This is a genomic window from Curtobacterium sp. PhB172, assembly GCF_003752545.1.
Taxonomy (GTDB): Bacteria; Actinomycetota; Actinomycetes; order Actinomycetales; family Microbacteriaceae; genus Curtobacterium.
Genome location: NZ_RKIF01000013.1, coordinates 75,784 through 101,355 on the forward strand (window position 1 = coordinate 75,784; position 25,572 = coordinate 101,355).

The 25,572-nt window shown below is 65.3% G+C and carries 22 protein-coding genes, 1 tRNA gene and 2 pseudogenes; 10 read left to right on the top strand and 15 right to left on the bottom strand.

All coding sequences use genetic code 11. The features are described from left to right. Positions 1-326: 326 nt before the first annotated feature. A pseudogene (locus EDF42_RS19310) lies at positions 327-473 on the top strand (aldo/keto reductase); the annotation flags it as partial. Positions 474-636: 163 nt separating this feature from the next. Here EDF42_RS19310 and EDF42_RS18285 read toward each other — a convergent pair. Next, the gene (locus EDF42_RS18285) at positions 637-2,034 is read right to left on the bottom strand and encodes an IS30 family transposase (protein WP_185041066.1); all 1,398 of its coding nucleotides are present in this window, start codon (positions 2,032-2,034) and stop codon (positions 637-639) included. 46 nt (positions 2,035-2,080) lie between these two features. Next, positions 2,081-2,962, bottom strand: a pseudogene (locus tag EDF42_RS19315) (IS3 family transposase); the annotation flags it as partial. A 95-nt stretch (positions 2,963-3,057) separates the two neighbouring features. Between EDF42_RS19315 and EDF42_RS18300 the strand changes: the two are divergent. Then, positions 3,058-4,671: a HEPN domain-containing protein gene (locus tag EDF42_RS18300; RefSeq protein ID WP_123673899.1), complete on the top strand. Its 1,614-nt coding sequence runs from the start codon at positions 3,058-3,060 to the stop codon at positions 4,669-4,671. 179 nt (positions 4,672-4,850) lie between these two features. Here EDF42_RS18300 and EDF42_RS18305 read toward each other — a convergent pair whose 3' ends face one another. Beyond that, positions 4,851-7,202, bottom strand: a complete 2,352-nt coding sequence (locus EDF42_RS18305) for a hypothetical protein (RefSeq protein ID WP_148067880.1) — start codon at positions 7,200-7,202, stop codon at positions 4,851-4,853. A 352-nt stretch (positions 7,203-7,554) separates the two neighbouring features. Here EDF42_RS18305 and EDF42_RS18730 point away from each other — a divergent pair, with 352 nt between their 5' ends. Beyond that, complete coding sequence (locus EDF42_RS18730) at positions 7,555-8,625, top strand: hypothetical protein (RefSeq protein WP_148067882.1); 1,071 nt, start codon at positions 7,555-7,557, stop codon at positions 8,623-8,625. A gap of 295 nt (positions 8,626-8,920) precedes the next feature. On the opposite strand, the gene EDF42_RS18735 is transcribed toward EDF42_RS18730, so the two are convergent. Then, the gene (locus EDF42_RS18735) at positions 8,921-9,247 is read right to left on the bottom strand and encodes a hypothetical protein (RefSeq protein ID WP_148067884.1); all 327 of its coding nucleotides are present in this window, start codon (positions 9,245-9,247) and stop codon (positions 8,921-8,923) included. A gap of 650 nt (positions 9,248-9,897) precedes the next feature. Here EDF42_RS18735 and EDF42_RS18320 point away from each other — a divergent pair. The 7 genes from EDF42_RS18320 (at position 9,898) to EDF42_RS19375 (ending at position 14,569) form a co-directional block, all read left to right on the top strand. Further along, complete coding sequence (locus EDF42_RS18320) at positions 9,898-10,659, top strand: hypothetical protein (RefSeq protein WP_148067886.1); 762 nt, start codon at positions 9,898-9,900, stop codon at positions 10,657-10,659. Next, a complete protein-coding gene (locus EDF42_RS18740) occupies positions 10,656-11,498 on the top strand; it encodes a hypothetical protein (protein ID WP_148067888.1) in 843 nt (280 codons plus the stop codon). Before EDF42_RS18320 ends, EDF42_RS18740 begins: the two co-directional genes overlap by 4 nt. Next, positions 11,495-11,893 (top strand): hypothetical protein, encoded by a 399-nt coding sequence (locus tag EDF42_RS18745; RefSeq protein WP_148067890.1) that lies wholly within the window; start codon positions 11,495-11,497, stop codon positions 11,891-11,893. Before EDF42_RS18740 ends, EDF42_RS18745 begins: the two co-directional genes overlap by 4 nt. 300 nt (positions 11,894-12,193) lie before the next feature. Then, positions 12,194-13,063, top strand: a complete 870-nt coding sequence (locus EDF42_RS18750; protein ID WP_148067892.1) for a hypothetical protein — start codon at positions 12,194-12,196, stop codon at positions 13,061-13,063. Between the two features lie 777 nt (positions 13,064-13,840). Next, the gene (locus EDF42_RS19105; protein WP_185041070.1) at positions 13,841-13,966 is read left to right on the top strand and encodes a histidine kinase; all 126 of its coding nucleotides are present in this window, start codon (positions 13,841-13,843) and stop codon (positions 13,964-13,966) included. Positions 13,967-14,112: 146 nt separating this feature from the next. Beyond that, a complete protein-coding gene (locus EDF42_RS19110; protein WP_185041076.1) occupies positions 14,113-14,346 on the top strand; it encodes a hypothetical protein in 234 nt (77 codons plus the stop codon). Next, entirely contained in the window at positions 14,288-14,569 is a 282-nt protein-coding gene (locus EDF42_RS19375; protein WP_311316786.1) for a histone-like nucleoid-structuring protein Lsr2, read from the top strand. The genes EDF42_RS19110 and EDF42_RS19375 overlap by 59 nt, the downstream gene beginning before the upstream one ends. On the opposite strand, the gene EDF42_RS19140 is transcribed toward EDF42_RS19375, so the two are convergent. The 11 genes from EDF42_RS19140 to EDF42_RS18395 form a co-directional block, all read right to left on the bottom strand. Beyond that, on the bottom strand, positions 14,544-14,933 hold the full coding sequence (locus tag EDF42_RS19140) for a hypothetical protein (protein WP_123673915.1): 390 nt from the start codon (positions 14,931-14,933) through the stop codon (positions 14,544-14,546). The two genes, EDF42_RS19375 and EDF42_RS19140, sit on opposite strands and share 26 nt — an antisense overlap. Beyond that, positions 14,930-15,298 carry a hypothetical protein gene (locus tag EDF42_RS18350; RefSeq protein WP_123673916.1) on the bottom strand — a complete coding sequence of 123 codons (369 nt, stop codon included), beginning with the start codon at positions 15,296-15,298 and terminating at the stop codon, positions 14,930-14,932. The genes EDF42_RS19140 and EDF42_RS18350 overlap by 4 nt, the downstream gene beginning before the upstream one ends. Then, positions 15,295-15,882: a hypothetical protein gene (locus tag EDF42_RS18355; RefSeq protein WP_123673918.1), complete on the bottom strand. Its 588-nt coding sequence runs from the start codon at positions 15,880-15,882 to the stop codon at positions 15,295-15,297. The genes EDF42_RS18350 and EDF42_RS18355 overlap by 4 nt, the downstream gene beginning before the upstream one ends. 501 nt (positions 15,883-16,383) lie before the next feature. Then, entirely contained in the window at positions 16,384-17,322 is a 939-nt protein-coding gene (locus tag EDF42_RS18360) for a metallophosphoesterase (RefSeq protein ID WP_221181048.1), read from the bottom strand. A gap of 113 nt (positions 17,323-17,435) precedes the next feature. After that, entirely contained in the window at positions 17,436-19,142 is a 1,707-nt protein-coding gene (locus EDF42_RS18365) for a transposase (protein ID WP_123673922.1), read from the bottom strand. Continuing rightward, the gene (locus tag EDF42_RS18370; protein ID WP_123338611.1) at positions 19,139-20,080 is read right to left on the bottom strand and encodes a hypothetical protein; all 942 of its coding nucleotides are present in this window, start codon (positions 20,078-20,080) and stop codon (positions 19,139-19,141) included. The genes EDF42_RS18365 and EDF42_RS18370 overlap by 4 nt, the downstream gene beginning before the upstream one ends. Before the next feature lie 356 nt (positions 20,081-20,436). Next, positions 20,437-21,432, bottom strand: a complete 996-nt coding sequence (locus EDF42_RS18375; protein ID WP_148067893.1) for a hypothetical protein — start codon at positions 21,430-21,432, stop codon at positions 20,437-20,439. 75 nt (positions 21,433-21,507) lie between these two features. Next, positions 21,508-22,515 (bottom strand): phage integrase family protein, encoded by a 1,008-nt coding sequence (locus EDF42_RS18380; protein WP_148067895.1) that lies wholly within the window; start codon positions 22,513-22,515, stop codon positions 21,508-21,510. 308 nt (positions 22,516-22,823) lie between these two features. Then, a tRNA-Ser gene (locus EDF42_RS18385) sits at positions 22,824-22,912 on the bottom strand. Positions 22,913-23,370: 458 nt separating this feature from the next. Beyond that, positions 23,371-24,570 carry an LCP family protein gene (locus tag EDF42_RS18390; protein ID WP_260235566.1) on the bottom strand — a complete coding sequence of 400 codons (1,200 nt, stop codon included), beginning with the start codon at positions 24,568-24,570 and terminating at the stop codon, positions 23,371-23,373. A 285-nt stretch (positions 24,571-24,855) separates the two neighbouring features. Further along, positions 24,856-25,536 (bottom strand): GntR family transcriptional regulator, encoded by a 681-nt coding sequence (locus EDF42_RS18395; RefSeq protein ID WP_123673930.1) that lies wholly within the window; start codon positions 25,534-25,536, stop codon positions 24,856-24,858. Positions 25,537-25,572: the final 36 nt, after the last annotated feature.

A 25,572-nucleotide genomic window follows, 5' to 3' on the forward strand; every position in this document is an offset into this window, starting at 1 on the left:
GCGAACTCGGTGGGAATTTTCACCACACCCGTGGGCGCCACTCTCACTCTGGCTTGCTGAGGACCAAATCGACAATAAATATCGAGTTCAAGCTGTTATCGCTGGCGCTTTAGGTATCGCGGTGTTGATAGTAGGTCTAGTCACCATCAACAAGGGCAACCCTGTGGTGAGTGTCGTACTGCTGGTGGTGGCAGCACTCGTGATATTGCTTGCAATCCGCAATATCGTGACATTCAGTCGAAGAAAATAGTTGACGTGATTGCGCCCACCTGAGTAATTAGAAGCGCCCCGCCGAAGATGGCGGGGCGCTTCTCGCATGTCTACGGTTGCGAGACGTCTCATCGCTGCCACGGACGCAACCGCTCGGACCAGGCATCAACGACCAGGCCAACTCCCGCCGCCAACTGGACCGGCAGGTGAACCAGTCGCTGCGACGCCTCGGCCGGGACAACGTCGACCTCTACCAGCTCCACGCATGGGACCCGATGGGACTGCTGCAGGTTTGGTTGACTCGTTCGATTAGGCCGCGAGTGCATCGCCGCGTTGTCCGCGCACGCGCCGACCCGCCCCATCGATCCGGGCAGCCCGGCGTCCGATAGCGCCCGAACGAACTTCTTCGAACGAAACTGGCCGTATTCAACCGGTCGTCGCAACAGTGGTTTGTTGGCTCGAGCGTAGTTGGTCGGCGAAGACCTCAGCAGGAGTGCGCCAGCCAAGGATGCCCCGTGGTCGGTTGTTGATCGCATCGGCAATGGCGGCGATTTCCGCGGCGCTCCAGCGAGACAGGTCGGTGCCTTTCGGGAAGTACTGCCGCAGCAGCCCGTTGAGGTGCTCGTTGCTGCCGCGCTGCCAGGGGCTCTTCGCGTCGGCGAAGTAGACCGGCATCCCGATCTGTGCGGTCAGGAGTGTGTGCGCGGACATCTCTTTCCCGCGGTCCCAGGTCAACGAGCGACGCAATGATGCGGGCAGTGCGTCGAAAGTGGCGACGAGCGCGTTCTTCATGGTCACAGCCCCGTAGCCAGCCAAGGCCGGCCCGTTCTTCCGCGGCGGTATGAGCCCGTAGCCGACCTGCCTCGGCAGGTGCACCAGCATCGCGAACCGTGTGCTCCGATCGATCAGCGTTCCGATCGCGGATCGCTTGAGCCCGATGATGAGGTCCCCTTCCCAGTGCCCAGCGACGTCACGGCCGTCCGCTTCCGCGGGCCGCTGCTTCAGCGTCGTGCTGGCCGTGACGTGCGCCCACGCCTGCATCCGGGTCCGTGCTCGAGGTTTGCGCTTCGTCCGCCCGCGTCGCAGATGCCACGACTGCTCCCTCGTCAGGCCGCCTCGATCAGGGACGTAGAGGGCTTGGTAGATCGCTTCGTGCGAGATCCGCATGGACGGGTCGTGCGGGAACTCGACCGGGAGTCGTCTCGCGATCTGCTGCGGACTCCACGCAGCAACCGACTCTCGGTCCTCGCGGTGCGGCTTGTTCTTCCCGTCCCACGCCGGTCCTTCCGGACCGATCCGGTTCCCAGCACTGTCGTGGAGGCGGCCGCTGAGCTTATCGGCGACATAGTCGCGAAGCCGCTGGTTCGTGCGTAGCTTCGCCACCTTCGGTCGGCGCGCTCGACGTTCCGCGTGCCACTGCGCCGTCGAGGCCTTGTAGTTCAGCCGGTAGGTGCGTGTTGATGCGTTTCGTCGCAGCTCGCGGGAGATCGTCGACGGCGCACGGCCAAGGCTGGCCGCGATCTCGCGCACGCCGTCACCGCGCGCCCGCATCAACGCGATGTCCTCACGCTCGTGCGACGACAGATACCTTCCTGACAGCGTCGGAGCGAGGTTGGGGTTCACGCCGCCAGCGTGCCGGAACCATCGATGCGCGACGGGCTCGGACACGCCCGCGGCGACACCGGCCTCTCGCGTCTTCACACCCGCCGCGATCGCCGCCCAGAACGCGACCCGATCCTCCCGCCACGCCACCGTCGGTCTGCCCGGCGACGGAATCTGCCCCCGATACGCCTGGACTTGTCGCTGACGATCTCGAACCCGCATCGAACACCTCCGGTATCAGGTGTTGCGACGACCGGTTGAATACGGCCTGGCTGCCCCGATCCGAATGGGCCACCCCCTGACGGGTTCCGGCGGGAGATCGCCATCTGCAGAGCCGCGAGGGCAAGCGAGGACCGCATCCGGTCACTGATCGCATAGCCGACGATGCGCCGCGACCACGCGTCCTTGATCGCGCAGAGGTAGAGCTTGCCCTCACCGGTCGGGTGCTCCGCGATGTCCGTCAGCCACAGCCGGTCCAGGTCCGGTGCCGTGAACGCACGCCGGACCCGGTCGTCGTGCACCGGCGGCCCGGCCTTGCGATTCAGGCTGCGCTTCTTCGCATGCAACGACCAGAGCCGCTGCTGCGAGCACAACCGCCACACCCCCCGTTCTGATGCTCGGTGGCCGGCAGCATGAAGGTCATCGGCGATGAACCGGTACCCGAACGTGGGATCGTCCCGATGCGAATCGATCGCTGCGTTGGTCAGGTGCGCGTCCGCCCAGTCGCGATCAGTCACAGGATCGGCGCGCCACCGATAGAAGGCCTGCTTCGAGAAGCCCAACACCCGGCAGGCCACCGCGACAGGAACACCGTCGTCGGCGAGTTCGAGGACCAGCGGGTAGATCATTTTAGGAGCTGGGACTTGGCGAAGTAGGCCGCTGCCCTGCGGAGGATCTCGTTCTCCTGCTCGAGCAGCCGGATCCGTTTCTGCGCGTCCCGCAGCTCCGCCTGCTCCACCGCTTTCGCCGACGGCGCCGACGGCGCCGCTGCAACATTGATGCCGTCGTCGCGGTCCGCGAGCCGCAACCAGCGGGCCAGGCAAGACTCGAACACACCGAAGTCCTTCGCGACCTGCCGCACCGACGTCTCGCCCTTCCGGGCGACCGCGATCACATCACGGCGGAACTCCTCCGGATACGCCTTCACCATGGCGCACATCCTTCCAGCAGGAGCCAATGCTCCTACCTCACAGGAGTCAACCAAACCTGCGGCAGTCCCACACGATAGTGAATTAGCGTTTGCTGGTGACCCCGGATCGATTTACCCTCTTGCGCGAGGACCTGGGCCCCCGCACCCTTGCGTACCTGCTCGGCGCAGACTTGAGCGCCGTCGTCGCATGGGACAGTCAAATCGAACTGGATAAGCTAGGTCCATCGCAGCTCGCGGTCCTCGAGCAGCTCAACCTCACTCGAGCTGTCCGCATCGAGTCATCCGGGAGTCACCCGCAGGCCACCTGGTCACAAGTACTCATCGATGGCGCAAATATTGACGGCCGCGGGCTCGGCACAGTCTGGCGAATACTCGCCGGAGGCGCCGCCCACGGCTTCGATGTGACGGATCTGTCCCTCGCAACCCTCCTGACACGGATCGCTGTCGACGCGTACCCGAGCTTGCTGCTCCACGACAGCTTCAGGTCCGACGGATTCGGTATGTCGATGGTGTCGCTGAGGACACATCCTCTCTTTGAGCGATTCCAAGCGGCGGCCATGGAGGACGAGGTACTCGGGCCTCTCTTCACGATCGGGCGCGAGGCAGGCAACGAACAGGACTTGTTGTACCGCAGCGTGGGGCAGGGGTTCACGTTCCAACCGTCCCTATTTGTTGACCAACTGGTGACAGCGGCCTGGATCGGAGCGCAGCTGCAGTCGCTGGTCCCGACTCCTGTTGATCTCGCCGCCGAAGTCGAACTCCAGCTCGAGCGCGCACGCGAGGCGCTCGACGGCGCTGTTCAGATTCCAGTACGAATCGGCTTCACCGGCGTGCTGCTCCCTCGCGATGTCGAGAGAATCGATCTCGGCTGGGGCACCCTCCGACGCGTCGACGAACGCGATCGCTACTTCGCCGACATCGCTCGGATATCAGGCGGCACAAGCACCACCGACGAGGACGGCTATACAACCGCCATCGCCTATAGCGGCGACCTCGTCCTTGAGACGTCGGCGCCCTACACAGCGTCGATCACCCACCGTCCCGCAGACCAGCCCTGGATCCCGCCGCTGCTTCAGACGACTACCGCGATCGAAGAGGCCGCCGAGACACTCCGTCTCGCGCTGCTGCTGAGCACCGGGAATCCTCAATCGTCGATCTACCCCACATGGCGCGCAGCCATGGAGCCCTTCAGCTACGGCCGCATTGTCAACTGGGGCGATCCGGTAAACGCCGTGGGCCTGTTGCCCGCTCGACTGACAAGACCAGAGGTCGATTCCTGGCGCCGGTGGGCGGTCGCCGTACATGATCACCGCCCTCACGTTGGCGTTGCCGTCCGACGGTTGCTGCAGGCAATCAACGAGCGTAAGCGCGCTGAGGACATCCTCGTTGACGCGGTCATCGTGTGGGAGAGCTTGTTCGGCATCACGCCCGGCACGACGAAGGGTGTCACGGAGGCACTCGATCACCTGCTGCACCGACCGGGCCAGGATCAGGAGGCCAACAAACAGCACCTCCGGGATATCTACAACGCTCGGAGCCGCGTGGTGCACGGCGACAGTGAATTGGACGATTGGACCCTCCGACAGATGGCCTCCGACGCCGTCGCCATCGCCATCGCTGCACTGCAGCAATTGTTCGAATCACGGACGGATCTACTCAGTCTCCCAACCGCCAAACACCGCAACCGTGCTGTCCGGCAACCGAGATGACCGGGCGAGAAGCCGCCTCTGATCAAGCCCTCCCGGTCAGCGCCGCGGCCACATATAAGCCCAAAGCGGACACTTCTCGGACGCGCGGCGTCAACACCCTGACGCCCAGTTGGGCTGTGAGCCAGATCGACACAGGCGAGCGGATCATTCGTGGTGACTGAAACCCGTTTATGCCGCGATCAGGGCCAACCGGTGAACGGGAGACCGAGCCGTCGGAGGTCGGTGACGAACTCCACTTCCACTGGTGAGAGTCTTTGCCGCCGCAACGCGTCCGCGGCGTCGCGGTCGGTCTGACTGAAGTCGGGTTCCGCGGTGCCGAAGACGATCAAGTTTGCACCGAGCATCTCGGCAGCGTCTAGTCGTTTCTTGATCATCTCGCGACGCTGCGCCCCGTTTCCTAGAGGGCCGGATTTTGTCTCGCCGACGATGAGTTGCCCATCGCAGAGCGCGATCAGATCGATCTCGTAGTGACGTTTGACGTGATCGGCGTCCCAGAATTCGATCTCCGAGATGTCGACGTACGCGGATCGCATCCGTCCGAGCCGATTTCCGAGTAGCAGCGGCAGGTCACCGTTGTGCTGCAGCATGGTGCGCCAGGTTGGGTGCAGGTCGTAGCTGAACGGCGGTTCGGTATCGCTGGCGTGCCACCGTTGTCTGTTCAACGAGTTCTCAGCGTCACACTGCGGGCATGAGAAACGCTGTCCGATGTTGTCGACGGAGATAAACGACACGGCGCCACACTCACCACAGTTAAGGATCAGGCCGCGCCGCAGCAGGCCCGCATCGAGCAGCTCGTCGAGACCGTCGCGAAGCTGCCCATTGTCGGACATCCTGCCCGTCTGGCTGAGCGCATCGAACGTGAAATACGACTCGTTGCGTTCTGCCCGTCGTAAGCGTGTTCGACCGCCTTCCGAGACGGCGTCGTCGAGAAACTCACGCAGCAGGGCGCCCATCGGTGATGCGGTGATGGCGCGCAGTCGCGCGCGGCTGCCGAGGCGTCTAGCGACCAGGTCGGCGTGCTGTCCCGGCCGGGATGGTTGGGCTGTGAGCTGCCGCGTCGCAGCGCGACCTTGCACCCACGGCAGCAAGCCAAGGAACCGCAGCCGAGGTCGGGCAGTGCGATGGTGCAGCAACGTGCCGGGGGCGACGTACCCGGTGTGGCCGCCGTCGAAGCTGATCCCGGTCTTGCTGGCGCGGACGGTGGCCCACGTTTGCCGATCGAGCCGTACCAGGGAGTCCGGGTCGGCGCCGCGTCCAGTCGGCATGGAGACCCGCTCGATGGCGACATCGACGACCCAACCGGGTAGGCCACGTCCGGTGAGGTAGCGTTCGGGCGAGTTTGGAGTGTCGGGCTCGAGTTCGCGGGCGAAGGTGACCGTTTGGTCGCCGTCGGTGATGACCGGCATACTGCTGCGTCGTCCCACTTCGCCGTTGAGGAGCAGGCGGCTTTCCTCGGTCACGATCGGCGTCCTGGTAGAGATGAGGCGATCGAGGTCGTCTTCGTCGACGAAGGAGCGGAGTGGCTCAAGAATGCGTTGACGTGCTGCCTCGACGGTATCCGGGTCAGTTGCCGTGATGAAGGCGGCCCGCTCGTGCTGGTCGCGATGAAGTCGTCGATGGACGCCTTGGGCGATGCTGCTTGTGGTCTGTTCGTCGGAGAGCATCGCGTCGGTGATCCAGAGCGCGTCGCCGTGGATACGGTCGAGCAGCACGGCGAGTGCGAAGTCGCTCGCTGAGGATCCGTAGGCGATGGTCAGCGGCGCGGTGTCCGCTTCTTCCAGGTACCACGACAAGCCATCTCGTGTCTCGTCGAACCAGGGGAACATGGCAGAAGTGCCGAGAGCCAGCTCCATTCCCGCGAACCACGCCAGCTCTTCTGGCGCATCGTCATTGTCGCGGGTGAGAAGCCAGGTGGCCAGCTGCGTGGGCGCTGGGGCGGTGGCGGCTTTCGAGGGCTCGTCGAGGGCGGGTCGACCGGTGACGAACGCGCCAAACAACGCCAGGTCGGAATCCCATTCCGGCCGGACCACCAGCGCTGCTGCGGGCCGCGAGATCGGGTCCACCAGCACAAGCTCCGGTGGCAGCGGATTGCCGCGTTCGCGGAGCATGATGAAGCGGGAGTCCCAGTACTCGGCAAAGATGCCAGGCATCGACGAGCAGAGGGTGTGCGCGGTGTCGGCGGCGATCGAGGCCGCCCTGGGAATGAAGGTCTCCCCCACCGGGCGTGCATCATCGGCGCGGTCTGTGATGAGTTCGGGTGAGAGCTGGAGCCAGGTTGCCGATTCGGCAGCGAAGTGCGCTATTCGGTCCGGGTCGTACCGGCGTAGCTCTTCCAGAACGGCGGGATGAATGCTGCCGTCCGATGAGTATGGGACCAGCACGAACCCGTTTCCGCCCCATACGTCCGAGACGGCCTCCAGCACCTTCAGGCTCCAGTCTCGCCACGTCGCATCTCCACCGAATACGAGCACGGCAACGCGCGGCGGCCGCAGCCAGGTGGTTACCTCTCGATGCTCATACGCAGTTGCCACGACATCATTTTGGGTTCTCATTGCGTGTCGATGTGCGCGGCTCGCTGATGATCGGCGCCACCGCCGGATGAGACGGGTGAGGCAGCTGTTTGGAGGACGACTGAGGACCGTTGGGCACGCTAGGCGATCGAGCCGGTGTCACCGCTACTGCGACCAACGCCCGCATCGAGTGAACGCTGTCTTAGCGGGCACGTCCGGGTCGGACCAGAACTGATCTTGCCGAAGCGCTGGTGGGCAGCAACGATATGACGTGGTGCCATGTGGCGCGCCGGCTCGCTCGGCCGATGCGCGGTAGTGCGAAGAGTCCTTAAACATGCGTTGACGGTTCAGAATGGGCTCGAGGAGGGGAACGGTGTCCGGTTTGATTTCTGCCACATGGAGCGAATGGTGGGCGCTGCTGCTCGCGGCAAACGCGGTCATGGTGTGGTTGCTGAGCCTGGCGCTCCTCGGGGGCGCGTCCACTGGGCCTACGACCAACGCGTCAGAGATGACATCGTTAGAGGTCCTCGCCCGAAGGTGGTCACGGATTCGCGGGACCGTATACGCCGCGACGGCCGCGACGCTGCCATCCGGGCCACGCACGGCACGTTTTATCGCCGCGCACCGTCCGCGTGCGGAAGACCTGTGGCGAGCGAATCGAGGTGCGTTCGGTCCGGCGCGCTTGCTCAACCAGCTCAGCCTTCTCATTGGCGCCGCGCAACTGCTGCTGGCCGTCATCGTTTGGGTACCAGAGCTCGACGCTCCCGGCTGGGTCTTCCTCGCCTTGTCCATCTTTGGCGTTGATCTCATGTTCGGCATTGCCACGGTGATGTCCGAACACGGGCGATGGCGGCGAAGAGCGCCCTTCGAGGCGCAACTCGTCCACGCGTCGCTGGCGGCGCTACGGCGACCAAAGAAACCGTTGCACTGGTCGGAAGCACGATCTCGACTTGCGCGGATCGAACGCGTGATGGTCAATCGCTACGCCCGTGCGACCGATCAGCCGGCAGCGCGGCACCACCGGGACGCGCTGTGGTGGCGACGTGTCGCCGACTGGGGTGCAGAACTTGCAGCCCTCGACTTGCAGACTCGACTCCCCGGGGGCGATTTCGGCGCTGTCGTGACCGATCAGGTAGAAGCAGCGGTCGGAGCGACAGCCCGAACAGCGAAGCTCCGGAGACAGGCTCAAACCGTGGTCACCCTCGACGTGGGACGCCTCGACCCGCAGGTTCGGGCGGGGTGGATCCTCGTGGCGCTTAGCGGCGCTGTAGTCGTACTCTTCGCAGCGCTAGCCGCGACCGTGTTCCTGCAGAGCACGCAGACGCCTCTGCCATCGCTGGAGGACGTGCGCGCTTGGGTGCCCGCGGTCGGGACAATGATGACAGTGACGAGCATTGTCATCGGTGCGATCGCCTGGGGCGTGCGCAAACTCAGCACCCGATGACGCCCGCGCGGCATCTCCCCGACACCCGGTACGACGTAACTTATGAGCGTGTGGAGGCGGTCACAAGATGAGCCAGGAGCCGTGACCTGAGTGGTGTCTCGCCCCGGCTCTATGGCGTAGCGCCGAAGGCCCGCCAGTGTCGGAAGTTCTAAGACAGCGCTCGCGCGGTGGTGTCGCCGATGCACGTCGTGGTCGAGGTGGCCGCACTCCGGCTGGGCGGACCTTCTGCTTGGCAAACAGTTCCCAGAGGCATTCCAAGCGATCAATCACCCACACCTGTCTGATGCGGGGCGTCTCAGTTCTCGGCGTCAGCGGGCGCCTGGCTAGGAGCTTGGTAGGTCGTTGAAGCTTGCGCCGGGCAGTGCGATGCCGCTGGGCTGGATACGAGTAAGCGTTTGGTGATGAGCTTCATGACCTGCATCTCGTGCCAGGGCGCTTTCTCGAGATACACCGGCGGTGCCCCAGGAGCGTTGCTGCACTCGATGGCGCCGAAGAGCCGGTCAACTTTGCGGCTGAGCTGCTGTCGCACGCTCAGTTCGAAGTCGCCCGTGTTCCACGTGCCGCCCAGATTGCCGCTCGTGTCTTCGAACAGGGCGTTGACTCCGCTGATGGCCGCGACCAACTTGTCGGGTCGAACTGCGTGTAGTCACGCTGGAGCTGCTCCACTGCGTAACAAAAACGTTCGAATCACCGCCGGGTTGTTCCGCTCCGTCAAGCTGAGCGCGGGCCCGCGCTCAGCTCTTCGCGCACGCGTTCGAGCTTGATCGTCCCGCTGACACAGAAGTCTTCCGGATCGTGGTCCGAGTAGGCGATGGCGTCCGCGAGATCCATGATGGACCCCTCAAGACTCTGCTGCGGTCCGCTCGTCACGGCGACGTAGTCGACGCTGTGATCGTGTGGCATGACCGCGGACCGAGCCTGCTGCAGCGCGTTCGATCAGTGGAGTGGGCGCTAAACTTCACGCGATGCCTCCTGTGCGGGAGGTGGTGTCCCGCGGCCGATGTCGTGGGTGCGTGTCACGGACCCACTGGTACTCGGCGATCGCGGCGACCGTGACGTTGGTGAGGTCGAGCGGAGCGCCATGTCGGCGACCGTCCAGAACGGCGACGATTCGCAAGCGACGCTGTTCGCACACAGCAGCGCGCCGCGGTCTAACCGCCGCGGCCCCGCAACGGGGGTGCGCAACAGTACGCTGCAGTGCGATATCGTCAAGTCCTCATGTTTGTGCCTCGGTTGTTTTCACGCGATCACTCCTGGCCGTGGATCCAGGGCATGCCGATCGATGAAGCCGACGCCGCGGTGCAGCCCGAGTCGCCGACCGACGGACCCGGGCAAGATCCCACCGGAGAGATCGAATGGCAGGAGCTGTTGTTTCGACGGGTGACTGGCAGGTTCGGCACCCTCACTCCGACCGAGAACACAGAGAAAGCTGAAAGCATCCTCTTCGGAGGGCAGCACTTCGTCTACTACGGGGTGGGGCGGAACTCGCCGCACTTCGGGGACTACGTAACCGTGTTCGCCCCTGTCCAAAACGACGCGCTGCGCGGCGCCGTTGCACCATTCGATACCGGCGGCATCGCGCTGCGGAAGATCCCGGTTCGCACACCAAAGCTCACGCCAAAGCAGCTCGTCGCGCGCGAAAGCATGCAACTCTCGACTCATCAGTCCGAGCTGCGAGCATGGATCCGCGATGCCTTCGACCGCCCATCGGACTACAACAGCGATACGCCCGGCACGATCCCGACAAGCCCACGGGTACCTGAGGTTATCTTCGGGGGCAACCCGGACCCGCGACGCTGGGCCTGGGAGGGTCGGCTTCCCGCCGTCCGAACTTCTCCTCGATCGGTGCGGCTCCTCGCAGCATATTTGCGTCCGGGGTACCTCAAGCTGTACCGCGAGTGGCTGTCCGCTGAGAAGCCGCTCCGCTCGACCGAGAACGTGCGCCACCAGCGCAACTTTTTGCGTGTCGCCACCGAAACCATGGACCCGTACTCCGGCATGATGGAAGCACTACGAAATGGACGGTTCTCGTGAACACAGTCACGCTCATCGGTTTCGCTGGCAGCCTCCGCGGCAACGAAGCTAACATCGTCACCGCAGACCCCGTCGTCGCCATCAAGCAGCACCACTACGTCGCGGTCGGAGGCAGCCTTGCTCCCTCTTCGCTCCGGCCCATCGCGAACGGCGACCACCAGTTCGTCCACTTGTTCGCGCAGGAAGGGCAGCGTCGCGCGTTCACGCCAGGGCACGTCGTCGCACTAGCAGGGCCGGCCCTGACGGCCGAGGTCGAGTCGCTTGCTCACTCAGTTCGCGCGCTGCACCCCATGAGCCAAACATTACGGTCGTGGAGCCCAACCCATCGGGGGTTCGCATGGGCGCTGGCGGAACCGGCGGAACTAGAAGACATACGCATTCGAGCCCGCAACGTCGTCGAACCATTACTGATCTCAGCCCTCGCGGAACGCCTAAACGCCGAGCAAGGCTACGCAGACACGTATTTTCGCCTGTATTCAGCGTTATCGCCGTCCGAGGACGACGACTACCTCCTTACTCGTGCCGTGTACTTTCACCAGAGGCACGATGACCATGCCCTGCAGATGCTGATCGATTACGCGCCCCGACAGTCCAAATCCGTTCGAACTAAGGCCGCATTCAAACGACGCATTCGTGCACGAATTGCGCGAATGAACGAAGAACGTGTCGCACCACAGCCGGTGACGGTTGAGCGTACAATCCCGACTGCGGTGGACACCCCCGTACAAAACGCATACATGGTCCGCAACCCGCCGGTGAGCGACTGGACTGAGCCCAGCGCCGCCGCGCGCCAGCGCGGCCTCCCCGTCGCGACTCGGCAAGGAAGAAGTCGACGATGACCGATACCGCCGGGACACAAGATGAGCCCATCGGAGGCGGCTCCACGACCGAGGATGATCCTTTCATAGAACGGTATCGCGAGGCTACAAAGGAACCGGACTACGTCGACAATCTTTCGAACGCACTCCGCGTCTACCAAAGGGAAGAACAATTTAACGTTGGCGATCTCGTCACCTGGAAGCCAGGCATGCGAACCAAGCAGCTTCCCATCTACGACGCGCCAGCTATTGTCATCGAATACATAACCAGCCCCATTGAGCCTAGCGCGTTCTTCCCGGAGCAAGAGCGTGAAGACCTCCGCGTCGGCTTGCTCGACGGGCAGGATACATTCCACGTATTCTCTTTTCCGAGCAGCCGCTTCCAAGTGTGGAAACCCCATAATGCCCGGGATTGACCCCGTTCTCGCTCCGCACTCCATCGTCGCGCCTGTGAGGCTGAGTATCGATTTCTCCCCAGATACCCCATTTTAAATTTGTGCAGACCGAGCGCGATCGGCTGCCTTGAGCAGGACAGCATCTCCCCGCGGGACGGCGCAGAGCATTGCGCCATCACACCTAGGGTCTGAAGCAAGCCAAGCCGCCGCGCCGGTAGATACGAGCGAGGCAAGAGTGGTCGTTACTTACTGCTGCACATTCAAGCCGCCGCGAGATGCGGTTTGACGCCGCGGGTAGTGACTGCTCGGTAGAGTTCTTGCATGAGCAGCCAGTACCGCACCCACCCGCAGGTCAAGTTCAAAGAGTTTCGTGAGCTTGAACGTCGACGAGTTGAAGCGAGCGACACCGTTTGGGCCTTGCTCGTCGGTTCCAAGCTCGCCGTGAAGACGATGGCGGATGAGCCCAATCAACGTAGTTTGCTAGCAGCCGTCTACCCTGAACTCCCGCATGTTCAGCGAATGAATCAGCGCCTAGATCGCGCCACGGCGCTGCTTGCGGCGGCAGAGGGAGAAGTCTGCACAATGGCGTTGAACTTCACATTCGGCCTGCACGAAGACTTTGTTCGTTCATGCATCCGACTCCTCATCCCCCACGGACTCGCCTCGAATAGCGCAGCGACGGTGAACTCCGATCAGATGCATGAGAAGTTTTCCACGCTAACTGGTTATTCTGTCGACGGCGACGCGTTGGCATTGTTCCACCTCACGCGCCGCATCCGCAACGCGCATACGCATGCCGCGGGCCTCGTTCGTCAGGACCTGGTCGACCAATACGTTTCCCTTAGCTCAAGTCAACGAGCGACCTGGGAGTCGCTTACAAGCGAGCGACTCAGGATCCCGGCCGTGGGTGATCCAGCGCTTGTTGGCACTGCAGGTCTCGTTGGCGCGCTCGCTGTGCAAAAGCGACTGGCTTACGAAGTGAATAGGGGCTTGCAACTCGCCATCCCGCGCGATGCGTGGACCGACATGGCGGTGCACGAGTACTTCTGCGAAAGCGGCAAATCCTTGAGGGACCCGAGCGCTGCCCGCAGCGTGAAGGGCTACCTTCGTGGCGGTTTCGACGCATTGAAACTCACGGACGACGAGGTGCGAGCCGGGATCGAGCGGCTGAAGAAAAGTGGGACGCTCTAGACCGCTGAGCTACAGCACCACGCGTGTGCCGCCAGGATTCGAACCTGGGTCTCCCAACTCTGTGAGCGCTTAGGTCGCGAACCCACGGGTCCCTCACGGACGAACGCACAGCAACACTCTACCCTGATCGACCCGTCCCTCTGGTCGCGCACTGCGCGCCCCACTCGAACGGGCCGTCGACGCCGTCGAAGAGTCGCCGCTCACCGGCGCGCCGGCCTCGGCCCAGATCTCACTCGATTCACGGACGGCTGGAGCCTAAGTCCAGTTCGGTGTCGGTCCGTCCGCCGAGCGCGTCGTACAGCTGGACGACGCGGTCGCCGGACCGGTCGTCGGCGGGCTTTACCGACTCGACGCGCACACCTGGCGACGAGGACATCACCGTAGCGGTCAGGTCCGGGCCACTCCCTCCCGCCCGCAGCAGCAGGTTCGCGTCGTACCCGCTCGCGACAATGGCGGCGATGTTAGCGCCCGGGTGGACCGCGTAGGCGAAGGTGTTGTGGCCCAGGTCCTGTTCTGGATCAGGTGACTGCGCGCTGGGAACGAGTGGTCCCGCAGCGGGGATACCGGCTCGAGCGGCTGAACGAGCGGCCCAGGCCTCGACAGGGAACTCGTCGGCACGCAGCGTATCGATCGCGAACCGGAGGACGACGGCGCATCTGGCCGTTCGCTCGACTCGCTACGTGTGGTTGGCAGCGCCGCCGCACCCAGAGCGCTCCCGAGGACGAAGTCCCCGAACACGGGCGGCTGATCACGAAACTGGCGATTGACGCGGTCGAGGTGCTGCAGGACCAAAGCGCTCGGGCCGAACAGGAGCGTGCGCAGCAGACCCGGCTCGCGGTCGCCGACGAGCGCAACCGCATCGCGCGGGACATGCACGACGTCATCGCCCACGGCCTGCCGTGATCGACACCCTCGCAGCGGCCAGCACCGGCAGGCTGGCTCGGCAGCCGGAGCGTGTGGATGCAGCCGTCGGGTTGATCGAACGAACTGCCCGCACGACCCTCAATGACACCCGCCACGCAGTCGGGACGATCCGAGGGTCCAATGGGTTGCTGCCCACACCGAGCATCGACGGGCTGGCGGCGCTGCTCAAGGTCATCAGCGCGACGGGCCTGCGGGCAACGCTGCAGACCGAGGGCACCTCAGAGCAAGTGCCGATGGCGGTCGGTGTCGACGTGTACCAGGTGACGCAGGAGGCCGTCACAAACACGCTCAAACACGCGAGTGCGTCCAACGTCACCGGGACGTCACCGGCCGTCCGCGTCCCCGTCGTCTCGCACTGACCCGAACGAACTCGCCAAGATCCGCAGCTGGGCGGCGGAGAACGGCCACGAGGTTTCTTCTCGCGGTCGTATCAGCGGGCTGTGCGGGACGCGTACGAAGCAGCCCACTGACGCGCTAGAAGGCGGTGACCGGCAGCACACGATCGACCGGTCACCGCCCGAAGCCGCGGAAAGCCAACGACGTTCTCACGACGATGTCATGTCGGAGTGCGCCACGCTGTGACGCGGAGGTCGACGTCAGCTGCGCTGGGAGCGTCCCAGTACTGCGCGGACAACGGCGCGGCAATCCGGACCGATGGGGGACGCGCACCCCAGGGGACTGGCCCCCATTCGTCGTAGACACGCGGTCGCAGGTCAGTGTGTGTCATTGGGTCGGTGAGGGTCGCACCGATGACAGCAAGCAACGAGATGCACGTGGGGGGCTCGTCCGCGCCGACGTCGTAGCCCAGCGTGATGACAATGTCCTGTCCCAGCCCTCGATCGCGGCGCTCGAGGGCGAAACGCCGCACGCTGACGTACGGGGCGTTGGTTGCGACGTCGACCGGGAAAGTTGCTTGGGTGCTTCGGTTCATGCCGGTGAGGATCATGGATGCCGCTTCCGTTGCGTGCGAGGCGCAGTGCTCGGACCTTCGGGACCGGCGGTCGGGCGGAGCAGGTACCCGATTGGTTCGCCGTGAAGCGTCACGATGAATCGACGGCCCCGGCGCACGTACCGGTGGATCCGGCGTGCGTGACGGCGCAACCACAGCTCGTCAAAAAACTGCCATCGCGTCTCGGTGTGGCCCCCTTCGAGGTCTTTGTCGATGAGTGCGCGGGCAGCGGTGACGGCCGCGACGACCATGTAGTCGCTGACGTTTGTGCTCTCGTGAATGCTGCTGGCCGTGAGAAGATTTGCGGTTCGGGTCGGCAGTGTGATGGTGATCTGGCGGGTTTCGTTGGTGATGGTGTTCATCGGTGAGCCCAGCCTTCGATGATGCGGAGGACCGCGTCGGCGGGGTAGCCCGCCATCAGCCACTGGCGGGGGGTCAGCGCCGCTTCGGCGGAGAGGGCAGGTTGTGAAAGAGTCATGAAGCCCGCCAACGTCTGCGCTGAGATACGGGCTTTGTGTGCGCCGGTGAGGATCGCGGGTAATCCGGGCAGAAGGCTCGTCGGCAGGGCGTCGGTGTACTGCCATCGCGGCACTCTGACGCTGCCGGCGATTTGGACTGTGAGGAGGCGTCCCCCTTCGACGATGTCCGCGAACGGTTTGGCTTCGATCCGGAGGAGCCGCGCCGCAGTCGCGACGGAGTCAGATCCAGCGACGGCGACCGCGGCGTTCTCGGCTGCGTACGTCTGGAAAGCACCTGCAGCTATCTGTTCGATGGCGTCCTCCAGGTCAGTCTCGTCCAGCTTCAGTGTCGGAGGGATCGCCGGCCGGTGGGGAGGGCCGCTGCGGTGCAAGGAGTAGAGGATGGCGCTGTAGAACGCGTCCGGGTTCATGTCGTACTGGTGGAGCAGATGATCGATGCGATCCGTCAGGTCGTTCGTTCCAGGCATGGTTGGTTCTCCTGTCTTTGGTTCGGGGGCTACTCGGAGCACTGTCGTTGTCGCGCGCGGGTCAGGAGGCGCTCAGAGGGGTGCCAAACCGTCCCGGGTCGCGGCCGGCGTCCCGGGCGTTGTCGCGGTCGGCGAGATGCAGTTGAACAAGTTGGGGTGCCCATTCCGGATCTGTAGAGGCCCGGGCCGTGGCCACGCGAAGGGCAACGGTGTACTTCGCGTACGCAGGGTCCCCGCTTCGCTGGAGGAGGCGGGCTGCTCGCTTGATCGGCAGCTGCTCGGTCATGGCGTTTCCTCGTGTTGTTTGTCGAGTTCGTCTCGTACTTCCGCAGCGGACGGCCGATGCGATCCGTCAGCTGGCGACGTGTGCTCAGGGTTGGTTTCTCCTGGTGGCGGGTTTCGGTGGTCGTGAGCTTGGACGGCGATCCGGGCGTTTGGGTTGGATCCAACGGCGCCGCAGCCGGTCGCGAGGGTGTGCCCGGCGGCGCGGGCCCGGTGGGCTCATCGGTTCGGCGGGGCCTCGCTCCAGTTGAAGTCGAGGAAGTGGTCGTCGCTGACGGTGAGGACGCCGACGTTGCCGGGCTTTCCGGCGACGGCGAGACTGAACGTTGATCGTCCGTCGGCGGTGTGGGCTTCGCCCCGGACGTGCATGTGCCCGTGGAAGATGCGCGACGGGGTGACGGCTGCGACGAGGTCGGTGATCAGCGCACGTGATTGCGCTGATCGTTCGAGCCGCTCCGGTGGCCATCGCTCTGCTCGGCCAGTGATGGCGTCGACTTGTGGGATGCCGGCTTCGGGCGGTTCATGGGTGAGGAGCACGTCGACCCGTCCTCCGCGGCTCGCCCGGTCGACGTCGACACGTGTCGGCGCTTCGTTGACGCTCCATGAGCTGCTGCCGGGTCCGCGGTCCAAGGACACTGCCCCGCCGAATGACATGAACGTGGCCTCACCGATCTGGAATCGGAAGCCCCTGGGGGCGATCCAGATTCGGGGGCTAATGCGGTACATGCGATCCGGGTGCCGTTCGAACTCGGCGTGCAGTTGGTCCCACCAGTCGTGGTTTCCTGCGGTGAGGATCAGCCGGTTGAATCGGAGCTGTTCGAGGAGTTCGTCGAGGTCGCTGATGAAGCGACGACCCGGTACGCCAGCGCTTGTGCTGCGGGGGGCTTCGTAGCGGAGATCGCCGAGGTGCAGAATCGTCAGGATGTCGGGTGCACGTCGTCGAAGCGCCTGGAGCGTCGCCGCGACTGATGGCCAGTCCGATTCCCAGTCGCCCGCGATGGCGACGCGGTGCTCGTAGGGGTAGGTCAGGTCGAAGCGTGGCGCTCCGGTCGGGGTTGGCCAGAGGCGGCGCTGTCCTGAAGACAGGCGGACCGTTCGGGGGGTCGCGGGCCTGTTGCCCTTGCCTCGGATGACAGGCAGTTGCGGGGCACCGTTCACGAGAGTCGGGTGGGTCATGGGGTCTCCTTGGCGAGGATCGGTGGCGCGTGGGCGCGCCGGCGGGTGGGGTGCGCCGAGAGTGGTCGACGGCGCACCCCATGGAGGGTTTCGCGTCAGGTGGTTGTGCGACTGCGGCGTCGGGGCTGAAGGTGTGTGGGCGTGACCTTGGGCTTCCGTCGGCGCTGCGGGGCCACGTCGTGGGTGGAGGTAGGGCGGGTGGGGTCGGTGGCGCCGTAGGCGTCGCGGAGCATGCTGATGTTCACGGCGATGCAGTTCAGGACCAGCACGAGGGTGTTCGCGGTAGTTCCAAACACATGGGTGCTGTGGCGGCGCATTGAACCTCGCCAGTACTTCAGCTGCGAGTTCTGGCTTTCCACCATGTTCCGCAGCCCGTAGTAGGCGGCCCACTTGGTGGTGCCGTAGACGTACTGCTGGCGCTCCCAGGCTCCTTCGGTGGCGGGAATTACCTTCGTCGCCGCGCAGGCGCACGGCTCCCCTGGCACGCAGTTGCTGCGGGGCACGTGCGCGCCGAGCCGTGCCGAGGGCGGGTAGTTCGGGCAGCGAAGGTGCCCGGCGCGCGCAGGGCCCTTGTACTGGATGTCGCCGTTGTCGAAGCGTCGGTTGGGAACGAACGCCCACTGTGCGCGCTCGTCGTAGCGGGCGAGCAGCTCGTCGCGTTCCTTTCGACTGGTGCGTGCCTTGAAGCCGGGCAGCTTTCGCATCCGGGTGGGTAGCGACGTTGGGAACAGGGTTCCGTCCAGCCAGAACGCTCCCGGCAGGCTGTCAGAGGGGTGCGGGCGGCGCTGGCTGGTGTGGAGATCGTGGACGTACTTCAGGCCACGAGCCGCAAGCGGCTTCGCCCACGCTTCGGACCTCGCGTGGCTGTATCCACGGTCGGCAGTGAGGTGGTCGAACTGGATGCCGCCGTGCAGTGAGTCCAACAGGTCGAGTCCAGCCTGCGCCTTGTAGCTGCCCGCCGGTCGCACGGTGACGCCGCGGATAAGTGGTACCCAGAACTTCGATCCCGGGTTGCCGGCGTCGACCAGGAGGTGCGCGTCGTACCCGTTGAACGCGTTCGTGGCCCGCCCGTCAGTCTTGGTCCGCCAACCGATGCGGGCCTGCAGGTCGGCGCTGACGATCTTCCGGCTGTCGAGGTGCCCGATCTTCGGCCACTCGTTGGGGTCTTCATTCCACTCCCGATTCGGGGTGGAGTCGTCGGGCTCGTACTCGTCAAGGCTGTCCGGCCGCTTCGTCCACGCGCGGGCGCGGGCGTGGGTTTCGATGTCGGTCGAGTCGATCGCCTGCACCTGTGTCCACGGCAGCGGCGCCCTCCAGTCGCGCAGCTTCCAGGACCCCGAGAGCAGGGAGTTCGCGAACTCGTCCAAGCTCAACAGGTCCGGGCGGCGGACACTGATGATCGTGCCGTTTGAGTCGATGCGGCGGTCGCTTCCATCGGGTTCCAACGCTTCGGCCAGAGCTTTGAACGTGGTCTGGAAGTTGAAGTAGGTCCACCCTCGCGGGACACCCAGTCGACGCAGCTGTCCGGGGGCAAGGGCGCTGACCCAGCGGGCGATGTCGGCGATCTTCACGTCCCGCTTGGGGTCCTGCACCTTGAACGCGATGCTGGCGGCGAGCATCGCTGCGAAGCTGACGTGCCGTCCACGTCCCGGGGTGGTGCGCTCCAGCTTGTTGAGGAGCGGCTCTAGGCCGGAGTTGGAGAGGATGGCCAGGGCGGTAGTGATCGCTTCGACGCGGTCCATGGGGCGACCTTCGGGCAGCCAGGACGGCATCGGGTTGTGGGAGTCGGTGGTGTTCGTCATGCGTTGTGCCCGGCGAGGGCGCGTGCGACCTCGCTGGTGTCCTTTCTGTGCAGGTGGGGAAGTAGGTGTGCGAAGCGGAAGTCGGTGACTCCCGCGACGTCGACGAAGGTGGCGAGCTGGATGTCCTCGTTGAGGACAGACACCATCCAGGTGGCGCGGAGGCGTCGCACTTCCAGCGGTGGCGCCCAGGAGGGGATCTCCAGCAGTGCCTTGACGCGGGAGAACGGGTCCCGCTGATGTGGTTTGAAGGGTCCGAGTAGCGGCTCTTCGGGGTGCTCGAACGCCAGCTCCAACACGTCGTGGGCGTGGTCACGACGGATCGGGACGGTACGTTCCCGGTCGCCGCGGACGTGCACCATGACGAGGTCGTCGCGTTGTTCGACGTCGGCGCCGGTGATCCGTTCCAGTTCGGGCCCGCGGAATCCGCCGCCCAATCCCAGCCGCACGGCGCCGCGGCATGCGCGCCGACGACGCTCGGTCGCTTGGATATCGATCAGGCTGATCAGTCGGTGCTGTTCCAGGCTCGAGTATGGCTCTGCCGCGGCGGGCTTCGGAAACCGGGTTTCCGGTGGCGGCCACGCGACTCGACGGGTGATCGTTCGGCCGACCAGGCGGAGTGATCCGCGCTGGGTGGACCGGGAGTGTTCGCCGTGCTCGGTCAGCTCAGTTTGGACGTACCACTCGACGTTCTCCGGCGTGAACAGCTTTTCGGGGTCGAAGGGGATGTCGTGCTTGTGAGCGAAGCGGGCGAACTGGCAGACGTACATCGTGTTCTTGTACGCGGCCGTCGGAGTCGACGCGTTTACGCTTCGCGCCCAACCGATGAGTTGCTCGCGTGCCGCGACGAACCAGCGTTCGTCGCAGAACCACGGTCGGTAGCGGGCGTAGACCTCGTCGGTGGTGTGCGCCCACACCCCGCCGACGTAGGCGCGGCTCACCACGCTGCCGCCTGCGTGCGCCGGCGACCACGGGTGAGATCGGGCACGCGGGTCCCAGGGCGGGTGCGTGTAGCGGGCCGTCTCCGAGGGTAGGGCGGTACGACGTGTGGTGCTTCGAGTGGCTCGGAACGGGGTCCGGGCATGATGGTGTGAAGGGTCGACGAAACCAGGGGTTGCGCGTTCCCGGAGCGGCGTGTAGCCTCGAAGTAATCTTTTTGGCGAGAGATACCTCGAAGGCCATCACCCTGCGGATGTTCCGCTCCGGTGGTGGCTTTTGTGGTTTCGCCGCCGTGTTGGCGGCTGTGCATGGCGAGTTCCTCGTACTCCTCCCTGTCCGTGGACAGTGAATCGGGGCGTTAGCCCATCGGTCCGGCGATGTCGTCGCCGGAAGTCGTGTTGTCCTCATTGAGGCGGGGGCCTCGGGACTGCTTGCGCTTTCCGAGCAGCGGTGTGGACTCGTAGCGTCCACGCCCCATGCGGATCAGCTCCCCACGCTTGACCATCGAGTCGATGGTCGAGTGCAGGATGTTGCTCGATGACGGATGGATGCGGTCCACGCCGAGCGTCTTGCGGAGGTCGGTGAGCGTGAACTCCCGCCGGTACGGGATCGCTGCTCGCACGGTCGCCGCGAACGGAACACCGAGTTGGGGCTCAGGCGCCTCGGCGGCAATGCGCTTCCGAAGACCTTGGTCGCGGAGCTGCGCGTGAGTGCGTTCCCAGTCCATATGGAGCTTCGAGCCCCACGCGGGGTTGCGTCCGTCGCTGACGTCCGCGAGTCCCTGAAGGTCGCCTTGCACGCTGGCGGCAACATGCATGAGCGTCTCGATCGCTGACTCAATCTCGTGCAGCTGCGACTGCCGTTCGGCCGTCAGGTCTTCGTTACTCATCACACGCTTCCCTCCTCGTCTCCTCATGGTGACAGGTCGAAAGCGGGCAACCGCGGCCTCGAGTGCATGGCTCTTGATCGAACGGCCGTACAGTACGCCTTGGGCATCGCGAAGCGTTTCGCGGAGCTGCGGACCGATAGTCGCGTCGTCGAGAAACCGCTGCAGCTCGCGGATGTGCAGGTAGCGCTTGCCGTGCACAAGCTTGTTCAGCTGGTTGACGGACAGCTCGTATCTACGCGCGACCTCCTCACGGATCTGAGGTTGCGTGGTTCTGTGAGTGCGCGTGTGACTCCACAGCTGACGAAGTGATCGGATGTCCTGCTGCAGGTTCCAGGCGACGATCGTGGTCAGGACAAAATCAATTGACTCTCCCGCAAGATTCGGCTGATCTGCGGGTGAGAAGGGCCAGTCGAGCCCGAACTTTTGACGCGCGTGCTCGCGGGGTTGAGCGGGGTCAGCGGGCACCACCGAACCTTACAGCTCAGATCGTCAACCTCACAACAGGGAAACATGTGAGTAGCAGAGCTTTCAAAACAGGTGTCACATGCCCCCGACGCCGCTCACAGACGACTCATCGGAGCCCATCTCGAGCGAGATATCGGCCATCGCCGAGAGGCTCAGGCGCTCGTCATCGTCCCGCAACGCCGGAAGCAGCAAGGGCAAGTCCAGCGTCTGCAACCCAGCAGCAGCCAGCACCGCCCGCAGCGGAACTCGCCGATTCAACATGTCCGCCAACCACGTGTTCCGAAGCCGACGCGGATCAAACGACGGCAGCGCCGCGGGAACTTCAATCTCCCGCCGAATCACCTTCAGCGGGTCGTACGTAGCCGACCCGCTCGCAGCATGCGCAAGCGTTTCCCCGCGCGCTTGATCCAACAGTTCCCGCAGCCACTCCGTGTAGGCCGAGTCGACAGCAACCGCCCGATTCGGCATGCGGCTCTTCACCGTGTGCTTCTCCGTGACGCGCACCACGAAGAAACCATCGCGCTGCTCAAAATCCGATTCATCAACGAACCGCAGCTCGTTGTGTTTCAGGCCCGCACCGTGATGCAGAACCAACGCCGCCCGCATATAACGCGACCGCCGCGTCGTCGCTTGCGTCTGAGCGACTTCCCGGAACCAATCCATCTGCTCGGGTGAATACGGCGCGCTCAGCTTCTCGTCCTTCGGCGCAGCAACACGCACCTTCCACGGCGCGCGGCGAGTCGCGGCACGCCCCACGCGAGTTATCGCCCACCGAGCGACCACATGCGTATTCGACACCCACTCCCGCCGATCCCCCGTCGAGAGGTACTCGTCCAATCGATCCGGCGTGAACACAGCTTCAACGTTCTCCGGCAGATCCTGCGCGCGCGCCCACATTACGAAGGGCGCGACGTTGTACATGAGCCGGTAGGCGTCAGCGGTCGTCGCCGGCTTCGCCTTCATGACCGCAGCGCGCGCGAAATCGCCACCCGCAACGGCCCAATACTCAGACACGACCTGCGGACGGTAGTTCTCAATCGCCGCGGCGATCGCCGCCAGCGCCAGATCCTGATCAGTTCCCATGACGTCAGAGAGCCTAAGCGTCACTCGAAGCGTGCGAGTTCTCTCGTCGAGCGCTCCAGCGCCGCGCACGCCAAGACAAGGCGGGGGTGAACCAGGCTATGGACGACACGCACACCGCCGCTACGGCCTTGACAACCCCGGAAACCCAAGGGCTAGGCGGCATCAGACTCAACAGCTGCAGATTCCGCCGAACGAAGGGCGGCGACCGAAGGAGCTGAAAACAGAGCGGCTACATCGCCGTCACGCCGGGGTTCTGGCCCACTCATTCGTGAACCCGAACCCCGGCGATTCGACAACTTGCCGGAGTGCGGAGACGGAGGGATTTGAACCCTCGGTCCCCTAAAGGGGACTCCACCTTAGCAGGGTGGTGCACTCGGCCGGACTATGCGACGTCTCCAAGCGCTCTCGCGAGCGCTCCGACCACCATACAGGAGGACCGGGCCACTCTCGACCCGACCGCACCCCCGCGCGTGGCACGGTCGCGGAACGCGGGTCCCCCGAAGTGGGGACACCTCGGGGTTGTCCCGACGTACCCCGGTGAATAGCATCATCGAGACGCGGCGATCACATTCCGGGGCTCGTCCCCGTAGTCGCGACACAGCACCGACGTCGCTCTCCGAGCCGGGCCCGGCGCGCCCGGTTGCCTGGCGCCCGCTCGGGGAGCGGCTTCCGGGGGCGCGGTCCACCACCGCGCCCCCGTTTCTGCGTCCGGGCACGGCGGCCGACCAGTACGCGAAAGCGACAGTGTGCCGGCACGGCCCGTGGTCTGTGCCGTCAGCGCGACAGTGTGCCGCGGATGTTCGGCGGCAGACTGTCGCTTTCGCGAGACGCGGGGCGGGGGCCTGAGCCGCCGGGTCAGTAGCCGAAGGCCTTGGAGCACGTTTCCTGGTCGGCGGACTGCCCCTCGAGCCCGTCGATGGTCTCCGGCGTCGCGGATGCCGTCGGAGCAGCGGCGGCAGGCGACGACGGCGCAGCAGCCGCGGGTGCGGACGCCGGAGCCGACGGCGCCGCAGCAGCCGGCGACGAGGCCGCTTCCGACGGCGCCGCGTTCGCCTCGGACCCGATGCCCGTGCTGTCCTCCCCCAGGGAGAACGACTGGTCCGCCTTGATCTTCGCGAACAGCTGGTCGGCCAGGTACGTCGTCGGCTGGACCTTGCCCTCGTAGACCCCGGTGCCGCCGGTCGTGCCCGGGTACTGCACGAAGTTCACCTGCGACAGCGGGAGGTCCTGCAGCGCCCGACCCATCTGCACCATCGTCCCGATGTCGTTCAGGCTCTGGGACAGCTGCATGTTCGACGCCGCGGCACGGGCCAGCTTGTACAGGGTGGTCGGCGACGTGAGCGTGTCGTTCGACTTCACGGTCCGGAGCAGCGACGACAGGAACACCTGCTGGCTCGAGATCCGGCCGAGGTCGGAACCGTCACCGACGCCGTGCCGGGTCCGGAGGAACGCCAGGGCTTCGTCGCCCTGCAGGGTCGAGGTGCCGGCGGGCAGGTCGAGCCCGGTGTAGGGGTCCTCGATCGGCTGCGCCACGCAGACCGGCACACCACCGATCGCGTTCGACATCTCGATGACGCCGTTGAACGAGACCGCGGCCGAGTACTGGATGTCCAAGCCGGTGAGCCCCTGCACGGTCTGGGTCACGCAGTTCAGCCCGCCGTCGCTGAACGAGGTGTTGATCGGCTGCGCGGCCATGGCCGGCGCGGTGCCGGAGCCGTCGGTCTTCTTGCACGCGGGGATCGGGGTGACGAGGTCACGGGGGATGCTCACCGCGGTCGCGTTGGTGTGGTCCGCCGAGACGTGGAGCAGGATGTTGACGTCGTTGAGCGTCGCGTCGCGCTCCCCGAACTCCGCGGACTGGTCCGGGTCGTTGTCCGTCCCGACGACGAGCATGTTGAAGCCGCCCTTGTACGCGCTGAGCGACGGGGCCTTGGTGCCGTTCGATCGCGGCGCGGGCTGCCCCTCGATCTGCACGCCGTCACCGAGGTCGTCGGTCACCTGCTTCGCGGCGATCGCGGCGACCGAGGCGGTGCTGACGAGCGCGACTGCGGCCACGCTCGCGACCAGCGCAGCGACGGTCCGGAAGGGTCCGGACCGACGGAGACGTCCGTGCCGTGCGATCCCGTCGGCTCGGTTGAGACGGTGGGAGCGATCGCGGACGTCGTTCACGGGCTCTCCTGTCGTCGGTGGACGCGCCTGGGGTGGCAACCGGTCAAGGCTGCCACGGAGATCCCTGGCGATCCAGTGCGGACGACGTCGGAGCGGACCCACCGATCCGCCGTCGACCCCCGGATCCGCGGGGCTCGATGCCGACCTGTGCGAACCCGCAGCCGGGACGACTCAGGAGGCCACGGCCACCCGGAACCGGTCCGGCAGGGCGATGAGCGCCGCCGCGAGCTCGAGCAGCACCACGGCGCAGTCGTCGAGCGCATCGCGCTCCGCTGCCCGCACGGCCTGGTCGACGAGGTCGAGTCGCCGCGCCCGGTCGACCACGGCGTCGATCCCGTTGGCCAGTGCGACGTCGTCGGTGAAGAACGTGTCGAGCACGGTGCGCTGCGACAGCATCCAGTCGGCGCTGACCGAGGCTCCGCGCCGCCGGAGGAACCACGCGGCGAGTTCGACGAAGGCCCCGGCTTCGGTCCAGCACTCGCGGAGCCAGGCCGGGTCGAAGCGGTCGTCGTGGCCCGTGCCGCCCACCGGCGGGTCGACGACCAGCGCCCGGGCGATGCGCAGACGCTCGGTCATCTGCCCGACGGTCCACTGCGTGATCACCACGCCGACGTACCGCTGCACGGTGACGAGCTGATGGGACTCGAGGGAGACGAGGGCTTCGCGCACCGGCGTGCGGGAGACCCGCATGTCCTCGGCGATGGTGTCGAGGCGCAGGCGCTGCCCGCGGCGGTACTCGCCGCGCAGCACGCTGTCGAGCAGGCGGAGGAAGACCGCGTCGCGCAACAGACTGCGCCGGAGGCCGTGGGGATCGCGGTCGCCCCGGCCGACACGCATCGGTGACTGCTCCATCGCGCCAGTTTCACGCACGGCGGTCACCCCGGCCGA